This window comes from Pseudomonas sp. Irchel 3A5, from assembly GCF_900187575.1.
In the GTDB taxonomy this organism is placed as follows: domain Bacteria; phylum Pseudomonadota; class Gammaproteobacteria; order Pseudomonadales; family Pseudomonadaceae; genus Aquipseudomonas; species Aquipseudomonas folii.
Window position 1 is genome coordinate 24,245 of sequence record NZ_FYDU01000011.1, and the last position, 14,741, is coordinate 38,985.

12 protein-coding genes are annotated in these 14,741 nt (G+C 57.8%); 10 read left to right on the forward strand and 2 right to left on the reverse strand.

Translation table 11 applies throughout. The features are described from left to right. The first annotated feature begins 470 nt into the window (after window positions 1-470). The 5 genes from CKW31_RS18535 (at window position 471) to pgi (ending at window position 6,306) form a co-directional block, all read left to right on the forward strand. Window positions 471-1,871, forward strand: a complete 1,401-nt coding sequence (locus tag CKW31_RS18535; protein WP_095098271.1) for a polynucleotide adenylyltransferase PcnB — start codon at window positions 471-473, stop codon at window positions 1,869-1,871. 24 nt (window positions 1,872-1,895) lie between these two features. Continuing rightward, window positions 1,896-2,360, forward strand: a complete 465-nt coding sequence (gene folK / locus CKW31_RS18540) for a 2-amino-4-hydroxy-6-hydroxymethyldihydropteridine diphosphokinase (RefSeq protein ID WP_080238132.1) — start codon at window positions 1,896-1,898, stop codon at window positions 2,358-2,360. 232 nt (window positions 2,361-2,592) lie between these two features. Then, complete coding sequence (gene panB, locus CKW31_RS18545) at window positions 2,593-3,393, forward strand: 3-methyl-2-oxobutanoate hydroxymethyltransferase (protein ID WP_095098274.1); 801 nt, start codon at window positions 2,593-2,595, stop codon at window positions 3,391-3,393. Beyond that, window positions 3,390-4,247: a pantoate--beta-alanine ligase gene (gene panC, locus CKW31_RS18550; RefSeq protein ID WP_095098277.1), complete on the forward strand. Its 858-nt coding sequence runs from the start codon at window positions 3,390-3,392 to the stop codon at window positions 4,245-4,247. Before panB ends, panC begins: the two co-directional genes overlap by 4 nt. Before the next feature lie 394 nt (window positions 4,248-4,641). Next, window positions 4,642-6,306, forward strand: a complete 1,665-nt coding sequence (pgi, locus tag CKW31_RS18555; protein ID WP_095098279.1) for a glucose-6-phosphate isomerase — start codon at window positions 4,642-4,644, stop codon at window positions 6,304-6,306. A gap of 200 nt (window positions 6,307-6,506) precedes the next feature. Here pgi and CKW31_RS18560 read toward each other — a convergent pair whose 3' ends face one another. Continuing rightward, window positions 6,507-6,719 (reverse strand): DUF6124 family protein, encoded by a 213-nt coding sequence (locus CKW31_RS18560; RefSeq protein ID WP_095098282.1) that lies wholly within the window; start codon window positions 6,717-6,719, stop codon window positions 6,507-6,509. Between the two features lie 532 nt (window positions 6,720-7,251). Between CKW31_RS18560 and CKW31_RS18565 the strand changes: the two genes are divergently transcribed. The 5 genes from CKW31_RS18565 to CKW31_RS18585 all read left to right on the forward strand — a co-directional run bounded on the left by CKW31_RS18565 (window position 7,252) and on the right by CKW31_RS18585 (window position 14,117). After that, a complete protein-coding gene (locus CKW31_RS18565; protein ID WP_095098285.1) occupies window positions 7,252-8,118 on the forward strand; it encodes an oxygenase MpaB family protein in 867 nt (288 codons plus the stop codon). 149 nt (window positions 8,119-8,267) lie between these two features. Next, complete coding sequence (locus CKW31_RS18570; protein WP_095098288.1) at window positions 8,268-9,446, forward strand: acetyl-CoA C-acetyltransferase; 1,179 nt, start codon at window positions 8,268-8,270, stop codon at window positions 9,444-9,446. A 245-nt stretch (window positions 9,447-9,691) separates the two neighbouring features. Then, window positions 9,692-10,708, forward strand: coding sequence for a class I SAM-dependent rRNA methyltransferase (locus tag CKW31_RS18575; protein WP_095098291.1), 1,017 nt, complete (start codon window positions 9,692-9,694; stop codon window positions 10,706-10,708). Window positions 10,709-10,830: 122 nt separating this feature from the next. After that, window positions 10,831-13,809 (forward strand): DUF748 domain-containing protein, encoded by a 2,979-nt coding sequence (locus CKW31_RS18580; protein ID WP_095098657.1) that lies wholly within the window; start codon window positions 10,831-10,833, stop codon window positions 13,807-13,809. Between the two features lie 2 nt (window positions 13,810-13,811). Further along, window positions 13,812-14,117 (forward strand): DUF2845 domain-containing protein, encoded by a 306-nt coding sequence (locus CKW31_RS18585; protein ID WP_095098294.1) that lies wholly within the window; start codon window positions 13,812-13,814, stop codon window positions 14,115-14,117. 267 nt (window positions 14,118-14,384) lie between these two features. On the opposite strand, the gene CKW31_RS18590 is transcribed toward CKW31_RS18585, so the two are convergent. After that, entirely contained in the window at window positions 14,385-14,735 is a 351-nt protein-coding gene (locus CKW31_RS18590; protein WP_095098297.1) for a BON domain-containing protein, read from the reverse strand. Window positions 14,736-14,741 lie beyond the last annotated feature (6 nt).

Sequence of the window (14,741 nt, forward strand, 5' to 3'; positions counted from 1 at the left end):
TGGAGAGGCGTTGTATTTGGGGCTTGCCCCGCAACCAGGCCGAGAACAACAAAAACTACCCTTATGTAGCGCCTGAACTGGTTGGATCGAATGATCATTGCAACACAGCGACCAAAGCAATCCGTTTGCTCTTGACTCCCGATTGGGAGGTTTCACAGACGAAAGTCTCGTGAATGGGCACTCAACAAAAACAAGAAGCCCACAGATAAAATAAAAATAAGAGCACACACTTTGGGGGAGCTTCGGCTCCCCCAGTAGCTTCTGCAGAAAACTCCCTCCTGACACATCCTGCACGCAAGAACTGAACCTGGAACACTATCCACAAAGGCCGGGCCCGCCACCCGTAATGCGCCAGCCGAAACGCCATCGCGCAGCTTCCTACACCATCCCCTGACTAAATGCTAGAATCCCCGCCCATCATGCGGTCATTCTTTGTTTTTGGCCGAATATTCCTTCAAACAGTGCATCCCATGCTGAAGAAGCTGTTCCAGTCATTTCGTACTCCACTGCGTAAACCGCAGCAACATATCCGCAGCACGCCTGAAGTGCTCAACAGCAGCCAACACTCGCTGCAACGCGGCCAATTCAGCCGTTATGCGGTGAATATCGTCGAGCGCCTGCAAAATGCGGGCTATCAGGCTTATCTGGTCGGCGGCTGCGTTCGTGACCTGATGCTGAATATCACGCCCAAGGATTTCGACGTCGCCACCAGCGCCACGCCGGAGCAGGTGCGTGCCGAATTCCGCAATGCCCGCATCATTGGCCGCCGGTTCAAGCTGGTTCACATCCACTTCGGTCGTGAAATCATCGAAGTGGCGACGTTCCGCGCCAATCATCCGCAAGATGATGAGGAAGAGGACAGCAACCAGTCTTCACGTAACGAGAGCGGTCGGATTCTGCGCGACAATGTTTACGGCACCCTTGAAGACGATGCCCAGCGCCGCGACTTTACGATCAACGCCCTGTATTACGACCCGGTTAGCGAGCGCATCCTAGACTACGCCAACGGCGTACACGACATTCGCAACCGCCTGATCCGCCTGATTGGCGATCCGGAGCAGCGTTATAAGGAAGACCCGGTGCGCATGCTGCGTGCGGTGCGTTTCGCCGCCAAGCTGGACTTCGGCATCGAGAAGCACAGCGCCACGCCGATTCGTCCCCTGGCACCGATGCTGCGCGATATTCCGTCGGCACGCCTGTTCGAAGAAGTGCTCAAGCTGTTCCTCTCCGGTTACGCGGAACCCACCTTCGAAATGCTGGTGGACCTGGAGTTGTTTGACCCGCTGTTCCCGGCCAGCGCCAAGGCTCTGGAATACCGTCCGACCTACACCCATACGCTGATCAGCCAGGCACTGGCCAACACTGACCTGCGTATCAAGCAGAACAAACCGGTGACACCGGCCTTCCTGTTCGCTGCTCTGCTGTGGCCTGCGCTGCCAGCCAAAGTGCTGCGCTTGCAGGAACGCGGCATGCCGCCAATCCCTGCCATGCAGGAAGCGGCCAACGAACTGATCATCGAGCAGTGCCAGCGTATTGCGATTCCGAAGCGCTTCACCATGCCGATCCGGGAAATCTGGGACATGCAGGAACGTCTGCCGCGCCGCTCCGGCAAGCGCGCCGACCTGCTGCTCGACAATCCACGCTTCCGGGCCGGTTACGATTTCTTGCTGTTGCGTGAAAGTGCAGGCGAAGAAACCGATGGTCTGGGCGAATGGTGGACTGACTATCAGGACGCCAACGACAGCGAACGTCGCACCATGATCAGCGAGCTTGGCAGCAAGCCCGAAGCGGGTGCCCCGCGCAAACGTCGCCGCAGCAGTGGCACCAAACGCAAACGTGCCGGTGGCGAACCGGCCGCATCGGGCGAGTAACACGTGGAACGCGTCTATATAGGCATGGGCAGTAACCTGGCTGCCCCCGCCGAGCAACTGCGCCATGCCATCAGGGCATTGGCCAGGTTGCCGCAGAGCCAGTGGGTCGGCGTCTCTTCCTTCTACGTAAGCGACTCGCTGCTGCCCAATCAGCCGCGTTACACCAACGCAGTTGCAGCGCTGGACACCACCCTCGAACCGCTTGCCCTGCTTGACGCGCTACAGGCTATCGAACTGGATCAAGGCCGTGAACGCACCGAGCGCTGGGGGCCGCGGACACTGGACCTGGACATTCTGGTATTCGGTGAGCGATTGATCGACGAACCCCGTCTCAAAGTGCCGCATTACCACATGCAGGCCCGGGCTTTCGTGCTCTACCCATTGGCGGAACTTGCGCCCGATTTGCAACTGGCCGACGGCCGCTCCCTGAGCAAATTGCTGACCCGCTGCCCCTTTGAAGGCATTGAACGTTTGGTGCCTCAGGCGTAATCGCCAAGCGCCCGGTAACACACCGCTCAAACGGCAGTTGAATCGTTAAAACCGGCAATTGACTTAATCCCCCCTCGTCACGAAGATAGGCGTCCCGCCAGCCTGATCGCTGGCTTATGGGCGCAAGCAGGCTGCTTTCAAACACCGCACACGACGGTGTACCTGCTTGAACCGGATGAATCTCACGCGCTGCTCGCCGTCGTATTCACCGCGCCTGACAGAGGACTTTTCCATGCCAGATATCACCGTAACGTCGTTGCAGGCTCTCAAGCAGAAAGGTGAAAAGATCACCATGCTGACATGCTATGACGCGACCTTTGCCCATGCCGCCAGCGAAGCAGGCGTCGAAGTGCTGCTGGTCGGCGACTCGTTGGGCATGGTCCTGCAGGGACATGACAGCACACTGCCAGTGACCACGGCCGACATGGCTTATCACGTTGCCTGCGTCAAACGTGGCAACCAGGGCGCGTTGATTATGGCTGACCTGCCCTTCATGTCCTACGCCACCCTTGAGCAAACCTACACCAACAGCGCTGCGCTGATGCAAGCCGGTGCGCACCTAGTCAAGATTGAAGGCGCGGCATGGCTGGCCGAGTCGATTCGGCTGCTGGCAGATCGTGGTATCCCGGTCTGTGCGCACATGGGCCTGACACCGCAATCGGTCAATGTGCTCGGTGGTTACAAGGTTCAGGGGCGTCTGGAAACCCAGGCGCGCCAGATGCGAGCAGACGCCATTACCCTTGAACAGGCCGGTGCGGCGATGCTTCTGCTGGAATGCGTGCCGAGCGAACTGGCTCAGGAAATCAGCCATGCCGTGAAGATCCCGGTCATCGGCATCGGCGCGGGCAGCGCCACTGACGGCCAGGTGCTTGTCATGCATGACATGCTTGGCCTTTCCATTACCGGACGCGTGCCCAAGTTCGTAAAGAACTTCATGGTCGGCCAACCTGACATCCAGGCCGCATTCCGCGCCTATGTCAGCGCCGTAAAAGACGTCAGTTTCCCCGGCACTGAACACGGATTCTCCGCATGAACACAGTAAAAACCGTACGCGAACTGCGCGCTGCTGTCGCTCGTGCGCGCAGTGAAGGCAAACGGATCGGCCTGGTGCCGACCATGGGCAACCTGCACAGCGGCCATGCGGCACTGGTCACCAAAGCCGCACAACGCGCTGACTTTGTAGTGGCGACCATTTTCGTCAATCCGATGCAGTTCGGGCCCAACGAAGACCTGGCGACCTACCCTCGTACCCTGGCTGCCGATCAGGAAAGACTGCTCGAAGCAGGCTGTCATTTGCTGTTCACGCCCAATGTCGAAGAGATGTATCCCCATGGCATGGCGGATCAGACCGTGGTCAGCGTGCCGGTTATTTCCGAAGGTCTGTGCGGCGCCAGTCGCCCCGGCCATTTCGATGGCGTATCGACGGTTGTCAGCAAGCTGTTCAACATGGTTCAGCCTGATCTGGCCGTGTTCGGCGAAAAAGACTTTCAGCAACTGGCGGTCATCCGTGCGCTGGTTCGCGACCTGAACATGCCGATCCAGATCATTGGCGAGCCGACCGTGCGCGCCGAAGACGGCCTGGCGCTGTCCTCGCGTAACGGTTATCTCAATGAAGAACAGCGCGCGACCGCGCCTGTGCTTTACAAGGTCATCCAGCAAATCGGCGCAGCAGTTGATAATGGCGACAAAAACTTCGTTACCTTGCTGGACGCCGGTAAGCGCCAGCTTGAAGCAGCGGGGTTGCGCCCCGATTATCTGGAAATCCGCGAAGCCACCAGCCTGCGACCTGCGACTGAGCAAGACAGCGATCTGGTGATTCTGGCGGCAGCGTTTCTGGGCAAGACCCGATTGATTGATAACCTGCATTTGAATCGGGAGCAGCACTGAGCTTGTCGGCTTTCCTGACACCGCTACGCCGTGCAGGAAACAAAGGTCCTGTGGGAGCGGTGCTTGCCCGCGATAAGGCTGGACGTGATTCACGTTAGAATCGCGGTGCCCTTATCGCGGGCAAGCACCGCTCCCACAAGAGATTGCATTCCAACCCTGAACAGCTACGTGCCGGGGCAATGAACTTAGCCACCCCCGCAATGCCCTATTCGTACCGGTTTCATTGCGTCTGTTCATCCAACAGACAGCAACATGTGAAATAGTACCGGGCACCGAGCAGTTCAGGCGCAGACACAGCCGCACATTATGTTTAGTCTTGGTGCCACGATTAAAAAGTCTGCTTATCTTCGCTTTCAGTGTTTAGCCAGTTCCAAGTACAAGGAAACCCGCAGCGATGGCGTACTACCGCACCCCTTCTGATGTGACCGCCCTGCCCGCATGGCAGGCGCTCAACCAACACCGCCAAGCCATGCAGGATTTCAGCATGCGCGAAGCCTTCAATGCTGACCCGCAGCGTTTCGACCAATTCACCCTCAGTAGCTGCGGACTGTTTCTCGATTACTCGAAAAACCTGATCAACGCAGAGACCCGTGACTTGCTGGTCCAGTTGGCCAACGAAGTGGGCCTCAAAGACGCCATCAAGGCGCAATACGACGGCGAACTGGTCAACTCCTCCGAAGGTCGCCCGGCGTTGCACACCGCGCTGCGCCGCCCGGTTGGCGACAAACTGCAGGTCAACGGCGTCAACGTGATGCCTGAAGTACACAAAGTGCTGAACCAGATGACTGATCTGGTCGGCCGTATTCACGATGGCCTGTGGCGCGGTTACAGCGAAAAGCCGATCACCGACGTAGTGAACATCGGCATCGGTGGCTCGTTCCTCGGCCCCGAGCTGGTGTCTGAAGCGCTGCTTTCCTACGCGCAGAAAGGCGTGCGCTGTCACTATCTGGCGAACATCGATGGCAGTGAGTTCCACGAGCTGACCATGAAGCTGCGTGCTGAAACGACGCTGTTTATCGTTTCGTCGAAGACCTTCACCACCTTGGAAACCCTCAAGAACGCCACTGCGGCGCGTGCCTGGTATCTGGCACAAGGCGGTTCCGAGGCCGAGCTGTATCGTCACTTCATCGCAGTGTCGAGCAACAACGCAGCGGCCGTGGCATTTGGCATCCGCGAAGAAAACATCTTCCCGATGTGGGACTGGGTCGGCGGTCGTTACTCGCTGTGGTCGGCCATTGGTCTGCCGATTGCGCTGGCCATCGGCATGTCCAACTTCAAGGAACTGTTGTCCGGCGCGTACTCCATGGATCAACACTTCCTGAACGCAGATTTCGAGCAGAACATGCCTGTGCTGCTGGGTTTGCTGGGCGTCTGGTACGGGAATTTCTGGGGCGCGCAGAGCCACGCGATCCTGCCTTACGACCACTACCTGCGTAACATCACCAAGCACCTGCAACAGCTGGACATGGAATCCAACGGCAAGAGCGTCCGTCAGGACGGTACGCCTGCGCTGACTGACACTGGCCCAGTGATCTGGGGTGGCGTAGGTTGCAATGGCCAGCATGCTTATCACCAATTGCTGCATCAAGGCACCCAGCTGATTCCGGCAGATTTCATCGTGCCGATCGTCAGCTTCAACCCGGTGTCCGATCACCATCAGTGGCTGTACGCCAACTGCCTGTCCCAGAGCCAGGCCCTGATGATCGGCAAGACCCGCGCCGAAGCCGAAGCCGAACTGCGCGACAAAGGCCTGAGCGAAGAAGACGTGCAGAAGCTTGCACCGCACAAGGTCATTCCGGGCAACCGTCCGAGCAACACCTTGGTGGTCGAGCGCATCAGCCCTCGTCGCCTGGGTGCGCTGGTGGCGATGTATGAACACAAGGTATTCGTGCAGAGCGTGGTCTGGGGCATCAATGCCTTCGACCAGTGGGGCGTGGAGCTGGGCAAGGAAATGGGTAAGGCCGTTTACCAACGCCTGACCGGCGGCACCGAACAGCCAGCCGATGATGCTTCGACTCAAGGTCTGATCAACTACTTCCGCGGCCGTCACCGCGGCTGATTGGCCTCAAGCAATACCCAGACCCGCTGTTCTCGCAAGAGACGGCGGGTTTTGTTTTTTACGCCTGCAAGCAGATGTACGACGTGGGACCGGCTTTAGCCGGGAAAGCGGTCTTTCTAACAATACAAATGTGTCAACTGTACTGGCCTCTTCCCGGCTAAAGCCGGTCCCACGTCGTAAGTTTGCTTCCTGCGCCGGGTTCAGTGCACCTCAACCCGCGCCAACGAGCGATCCAGTTCAGCCCTGGCCATGCCAATCAAGTGCACCACCGAAAACGCCAGGTCACGTTTCGGGCCGTTGAGGCTGTCGCCTGATTCGTACGCCGTCGCGGCAGCGCAACGCAGGAGTTCGCTGATGTGCAGCAAGGATTGTTCGAGGGAAATGTCTGGTGGATCCGGTGTTACTTTTTTCATGCAGGTTGCTCCCGTTAGGGCCACCGGATGTTCGCTGCTAAACAAACAAGAGGTGGCAGCTTTGTCGCGGGTTAGCAGACCGGCGCAACCTACAAAACCGGCGCACTCGAAAGTGCCCCACGCAAAGCCGCCATAAGCGGTAAAGCGCGTCGTAGAAATTGCGGAACAGGCTGCTAAACCCGATCACTGATGAGCAGTGACCGGCGCAGCCTAGAGAGCAAAATTCACCCACGCAAGGGGTCAGGATTTTCTAGGAAACTTCACTCAGAGGAAAGGGAGAAGTCTGTCGGAACAGGCCTATATCCGAGGTATTTAGTGAGCTTAGGTAACAGATATCTACTGCATCGCTGACAAGACTTGAATCAGAGGGCGAAGCGGGGCATGGTCGCTAAGTGGTGTACCGCCTCAATCCGTAGGACCGGCTTTAGCCGGGAGGGCGTCATTCCAGATCGAAGGAATTCAGCAGATGTACCGGCCCTCTCCCGGCTAAAGCCGGTCCTACGTTAATACGCTTTTAATTTGCCGAGCCCCCATGGAATTCATCCGCAGTCGTATCGAAACCCAGGTCATGAGCCTGACAGGCTTATCCCTCGGCCAACTCGATCTGGAAAATCCCAAGGGCGATCCGGGTTTGTTCGGGCCGGACGCCATCTGCTGGCAAGTCCATGGCGATTTTCCTTCCATGTTGATTGGCGGTATCAGCGCTCTGATGCTTCAAGCATTGCATCCCCTGGCGTTGGCGGGGGTTTGGGATCACTCCAACTTTCGCCAGGACATGCTCGGTCGGCTGCGGCGTACCGGGCAATTTATTTCGGGCACAACGTTTGGCTCTACCCATGATGCCAACTGGTTGATCGATAAAGTCCGGACAATCCACTTGCAGGTCACCGGCACCGCGCCGGACGGCCGACCTTACGCCGCAAGCGACCCGGATTTGCTGACATGGGTACACGTAGCTGAAGTCAGCAACTTCCTCGCGGCGCATCTTCGCTACCTCAATCCCGAGCTTTCCCTGGCCGATCAGGATAAGTACTACGACGAAACCGCCGTGATTGCAGAACGTCTCGGCGCCAGGAACGTGCCTCGCTCAGCCCAGGCCATTGCCGATTATCTGCAACAGATACGCCCTCAATTACTGTGCGACGAGCGCAGCCAGGAAGTGCTGCGCATCCTGCTGAACGCACCCGCACCAAGCCTGCTGGCCAAGCCCATGGGCGCACTGATGATGCAGGCAGGCATTGATCTGTTACCGAACTGGGCGAGTGAGATGCTGGGCGTGCAGCAAACCCCGCTCCAGCGACGCATGATCCGCGCAAGCGTAAAGCGCAGCGCGCCGGTGTTGCGCTGGGCGGTTCGCAACGGGTCGATTCATCGGGCGCGGCGGCGGATGGGGCTGTAATCGCAGAATCGGACCGGGCAGTTCTCGGTTGGAAGCTGAACCGCCTTCTGTGCCAACATGTATTCTCTTCTATCGAAAGCCTTCTATCACAGCCATCAGGCCATCTGCTCCGTGCCTGAGGTAAACCAATAAAAGTGAGGATCTGCGCCATGCAAGACGTCGTTATCGTTGCCGCTACTCGTACCGCTGTCGGAAGCTTCCAGGGTTCACTGGCGAATGTTTCCGCAGTCGATCTGGGCGCAGCGGTTATTCGCCAGCTTCTGACGCAGACTGGACTCGATGGTGCGCAGGTCGATGAAGTGATCATGGGGCAGGTGCTCACGGCCGGCGCCGGTCAGAACCCGGCGCGCCAGGCAGCGATCAAGGCAGGCCTGCCCTTTGCGGTTCCGGCGATGACCCTCAATAAAGTCTGCGGCTCGGGCCTTAAAGCACTGCACCTGGCAACCCAGGCGATTCGCTGTGGCGACGCCGAGGTGATCATTGCAGGCGGCCAGGAAAACATGAGCCTGTCCAACTACGTTATGCCGGGCGCACGAACCGGTCTGCGCATGGGGCACAGCACGCTGGTGGATACGATGATCAGCGATGGTTTGTGGGATGCCTTCAACGACTATCACATGGGCATCACGGCGGAAAATCTGGCTGACAAGTACGAAATCAGCCGCGAAGCTCAGGATGCGTTCGCCGCATCCTCTCAGCAGAAAGCCGTTGCTGCGATTGAGGGCGGACGCTTCGTTGATGAGATCACGCCGATTCTGATCCCTCAGCGCAAAGGCGACCCTGTGGCCTTCGCAACCGACGAGCAACCGCGCGCAGGCACCACCGCTGAAACACTGGGCAAACTCAAACCCGCTTTCAAGAAGGACGGTTCGGTGACGGCGGGTAACGCCTCATCGCTGAACGACGGCGCGGCTGCGGTAATCCTGATGAGTGCGGCCAAGGCTGCAGAGCTGGGCTTGCCCGTGCTGGCGCGCATTGCCGCCTATGCCAATGCCGGTGTTGACCCGGCAATCATGGGCATCGGCCCGGTCAGTGCGACCCGTCGCTGCCTGGATAAAGCCGGTTGGTCGATTGAGCAACTGGAGCTTATCGAAGCTAACGAAGCCTTTGCCGCACAGGCATTGTCCGTCGGTAAAGAGCTGGGTTGGGACATGGCGAAGGTCAACGTCAACGGCGGAGCCATTGCGTTGGGCCACCCGATTGGCGCATCAGGCTGCCGCGTGCTGGTCACCCTGCTGCACGAGATGATCAAGCGCGACGCCAAAAAGGGCCTCGCGACCTTGTGTATTGGTGGTGGCCAAGGCGTGGCGCTGGCATTGGCGCGGTAATCAAAACCTCCACAGGTGCTGCATTGGAATGCGATCCCTGTGGAAGACCTTGCTAGCTGACGTGGGACCGGCTTTGGCCGGGAAGAGGCCGGTACATCCGCCAAATGTGTATCGAAACAAATGCCGCCTTCCCGGCTAAAGCCGGTCCCACGTCTTGCGCAGATCCCGCTGGTATTGCATTCACAACCTGACATCAGGCCTGACCTGATAAACTGCCGCGCCTACATCCAGCCAAGGCGCTTCGCATGTCTTCCTTGATTCAGGCGCTTAGTGTCGCCCTCGATAACCGTCAACCTCTGCTCGCCGAGCTGCATCAGCAAGGTACGGACTGTTATCGGCTGTTCCACGGCAGCCAGGAAGGCGCCAGCGGCCTGACCATCGACCGCTACGGCCCGCAATTGCTGGTGCAGAGTTTCCATACGCGCCTTGAGCGCGACGTATTGCTTGAGCTGCACGCTGCCGTAAACGCCCGGCTGGGCCTGGATTTCCTGCTGGTTTACAACGATCGCTCCCAAGGTAACTCACGGATTGATCGCGAAGACGCCGTCTACAAAGCCGAACCCGCAGCACTGGAAGACCTGATCGGCCACGAATGGGGCCTCAATTATCGCGTGCGTGGGCGACATGCCGGGCAAGATCCGTTGTTGTTTCTTGACCTGCGCAACACTCGGGGTTGGGTCAAGCAGCACAGTAAGGGCAAAAGCGTGCTCAACCTGTTTGCGTATACCTGCGGTGTTGGCCTGAGTGCGGCGGCGGGCGGTGCCAGCGAGGTGTGCAACCTGGACTTCGCGGAAGGCAACCTGGCAGTCGGTCGTGAAAACGGCGCACTTAATCCGCACCTGCCGGGTATGTCGTTCATCCAGTCCGACTACTTCCCAGCAATCCGTCAGTTGGCAGGTCTGCCCGTCACCCAGCGACGCGGTCACAAACTGCCCGACTACGTGAAGCTTGAGCAGCGCCAGTACGATCTGGTCCTGCTCGACCCACCCGCATGGGCGAAAAGCGCTTTCGGCACAGTGGACTTGCTGCGTGATTATCAAAGCCTGCTCAAGCCTGCGCTGCTGACCACCGCCGAAGATGGCGTATTGATCTGCTGCAATAACCTGGCAAAAGTCAGCATGGATGATTGGCGCGAGCAGGTACTGCGTTGCGCCACCAAGAGCGGGCGGCCGGTCCGCGATTGGCAGGTCATGCCGCCCGCTGTGGACTTTCCCTCAATGGACAATCAGCCACCGCTGAAGACCCTGATCTTGCACCTCTGATCACCGTACAGAGTTTAGGGAAATATCCTACGACATGGAGAGGCGGTGCCTTCGGAACCAGATTGGCATGCCATACTCCAAGGAGCTCCCATAAAGTCCGATAAAGAGAGACGATGCCTCACATGTCCAAAGGATTGATACGCACGATTGGTACCCTGCTGGTCGTTTTCGGACTCTATAGCGTTCTGGGCTTTCTGATTTTGCCCGGTGTTGGTTTGCGCATTGCCAACCAGCAACTGGAGAAGTATTCCACCGTTCCGGCACGACTGGAGCGTATTGAGTTCAATCCCTACAGCCTGAAGCTGACCCTATGGGGCCTGAATATCGGCGCGCCGGGCAAAGAACAGATTGCTTTTGAAAAGCTTTACGCCGATCTGCAGATCGATAGCCTATGGACCCGCGCCCTGCATTTGCAGGCCATTGAGCTGGTCAAGCCCAAGACAGAGCTGTTGTTCGATAAAAACGGCGCGCTGAACCTGACTCAACTATTCAAGCTGCCGCCGAACGAACCCGCTGCCGCCGATGAACCGGCCAGCAAGCCTTTCCCGCTGCGTATCGACGAGATCAAGCTGGCCGACGGTTACGTGCATTTTAAAGACATGCGCCCTGGCGAACCTATTGAGTTCCTTTACGACAAACTGAACTTTGAGCTGAAAAACCTCAGCACATTGCCTGAAGACAATGCGGACATGACACTGGTCGCCGCCGGTCCTGATGGCGGCCAGATTGATTGGGTCGGACGTATAAGCCTGATTCCAATCACCTCACAAGGCACTTTGAAAGTCACTGACAGCAAGATGAAGCTCTGGTGGCCTTACGTGCGTGACGCGCTGCCACTGGTGTTGAAAGACGGCGTACTCAATTTCAGCACCGCCTATTCGCTCAATCTTTCGAAAGAAACCGAATTCAAGCTGACTGACACCGCGCTAAGCATTGCGCCGTTCGCCATCGACGCTCCGGATGGACGCCCACTGGCACGCTTGCAGCGCCTTGACGTCACCGAGAGCTCCGTCGATCTGGCTAAACAATTAGTCACGGTCGGCAAGGTCCGCAGTAACCGGCTGGAAACCTGGGCAGCGCTGGAAGCAGATGGTCAGCTTGACTGGCAAAAGCTGTTCGCGAGTCAGCCCGCCAGACCTGCTGCCAAATCAGCCGCCACACCTGACGCGAAACCTGCGGTGGACGACAAGGCAGCACCGGCACCCGCAACGGCCGATGCTCAACCAACTGCTGCCAAACCAGCGGCCGCTTCCAAGCCATGGCAAGTGCTGCTCAAAGACGTGCAACTGCGTGACTATCAGGTTCACCTTGCAGACCGCAGCCAGAAAGAGCCGGTCGCGCTGGACGTGGGCCCGTTGAATCTGGACATGCAGAACTTCGACAGCCTGAACAAATCACCGTTTACCCTGAAGCTCGATACCGGCGTGGGCAAGCAGGGCAAGCTTACCGCTGCGGGCGATGTCAATCTGAACCCGGTCAGCGCAAAGCTGCAGGTCACCACCAAAGACATCGATCTACGTGTGGCTCAGGCTTACATCAGCCCGTTCATTCAGCTGGAACTGCGCAGCGGCATGCTGGGGAGCGATCTGGCGGTCAACCTTAAAAGCACCGAACCACTGGCGTTCAATATCAATGGCAAGGCGCAAGTCGAACAGTTGCACACGTTGGATACGCAGAAAAAACGTGACTTCCTCAAGTGGCAAAAGCTCACGCTGGAAGGCCTCAATTACGAGCACGGCGACAGTCTGAACATTGCCAGGGTCAATCTGGAGCAGCCTTATGCGCGCTTCATGATCAATAATGACCGGACGACCAATATCGATGACCTGCTGATCCCGCAACCGGCAGACAAAAAGCCGGTCGCCAAGACCAGTGCTTCAGCTCCCAAGGAAAAGCCGCTGGGCATTCGTATCGGCGAAGTGAATATCAATGACGGTTCAGCCAACTTTGCTGACTTCAGCCTTACACCGAACTTCGCCACTGCGGTTCAGCAACTCAATGGGCGTATCGGCACGCTGGATAATCGCCAATCCAGCCCTGCCACGGTCGACGTCAACGGCAAAGTGGACAGGTATGCGCCGGTCACGATCAAAGGCAGCCTGAACCCGTTTGACCCGATGTCTGCGCTGGACATCGCCACCAGCTTCAAACGCGTGGAACTGACCACACTGACGCCGTACTCGGGCAAGTTCGCCGGGTATCGCATCCGCAAGGGTCGACTCAATCTGGACCTGCATTACAAGATCACCAAAGGCCAGTTGCTGGCTCAAAACAAGGTTGTGGTCGAGCAGCTGGAACTGGGCGAGAAGGTTGATAGCCCAGACGCCGTCAATCTTCCATTGCGACTGGCAGTGGCGCTGCTCAAAGACGTGGACGGCAAGATTTCCATTGAGCTGCCGGTCTCCGGGGATTTGAATAACCCCCAGTTCAGCGTCATGCCGATTGTCTGGCAGACCCTGCGTAATCTTGTTGTCCGTGCCGCGGCATCGCCGTTCAAGTTCATTGGCGGATTGGTCGGCGGCGGAGGCTCTGAGGACTTGAGCAGCATAAGGTTCGCGCCCGGAGCCACCGAACTGAGCCCGGACACCCAGAAAGCACTGGATAAGCTCGCAGCAGCCCTCAAGGAACGCCCTACCCTGCGTCTTGAGATTGAAGGCACCAGTGCGGCGAGCAGCGATGGCCCGTTCCTCGCCCAGCAGCGTCTCGAACGCGAATACCAATACACGTACTACAAGATCCTTCAGCGCCGCGGCGACAAGGTTCCGGCCAGAGCGGCCATGGTTGATGTGCCTGACAGCGAAAAAGCGCCAATGCTGGAAGGCATTTACCGCGCACGCCTGAAAAAGCAGCCGCCAGCGCAATGGGCGGACCTGGGCAAGGAGGAGCGCTCCAACAAGATGCGTTCCGAGATTATTCAGTTCTGGAGCGGCAACGAGGTACTGTTGCGCGAACTCGGGCAGAACCGTGCCAGCAGCATCAAGGATTATCTTGTGGACAAGGGTAAGCTCGAAGACGAGCGCGTCTATTTTGTCGATGCCAGGCTTGGTCAGGCAGAGAAAGATGGCAGCGTGATCAGCCCACTGCATCTGGACAGTGAGTAACTATGCGTACCCCTTTGATTGCATGCTTCGTCTTGTTCGCGGTTTGCGCTTCTGCTCAGGCTTCCACCTTGCGCTGCGGCAGTCAGCTCATCAGCGCCGGTGATCGTGCGTTTGAAGTACAGCAAAAGTGCGGCGCTCCCGTGAGCCAGGAAGTCATCGGCTCCAAGGAGACCTTCAGCGGCAATTATCGCCAGTCTGAAGAGGTGAAGATCGAAGAGTGGATCTATGGACCGGACCACGGCATGTATCAGTACCTGCGCTTTGAGGGCGGTCGACTGGTAAGGATCGACAGCAAGCGGGGGAATTAGGGAATACCGCGTTCAGACGTGGGGCCGGCTTTAGCCGGGAAGAGGCCCGCACAGCCGTCGCATTTGTATCGTTCTGAATGCTGCCTTCCCGGCTAAAGCCGGTCCCACGTCGAGTAGGGCCACACCAATAGAAAAAGCCCCGACGTTTCCGCCGGGGCCTTTAATGACCACATCCTTGTGGTCCTTCGCATGAACCTTTCCAGAATCAGCGGTTACCCATCCAGGTTACCCGCCAATCCCTTTACTCGTTCAGCGATGAATGTCTGATTACTCAGCTTTCAGGGCTTCAGCTGTGACGCCTTTAACGCCTTTGATTTTCTTGGCGATGGCAACAGCTGTAGTTTTTTGAGTTTCGGTTACTTTAACCTCGGAGGACAGGGAAACCACGCCGTTCTTGGTTTCTACCTTGATGTCCGAACCTGGGATGCCTTTTTCGGTCAGCAGATCAGCTTTAACCTTGGTGGTGATCCAGGTATCAGAAGTGTCTTGTTTAACTTCTTGAGTAGTGGTGTTAGCAGCTACGACCATTGGGGTAGCGGCGGTCTGAGCGAAGGCAGCGTTGGCCATAGTCAGAGTCAGTGCAGTAGCGGTGGCAGCAGCAATAGCGAACTTCTTCATACGAGT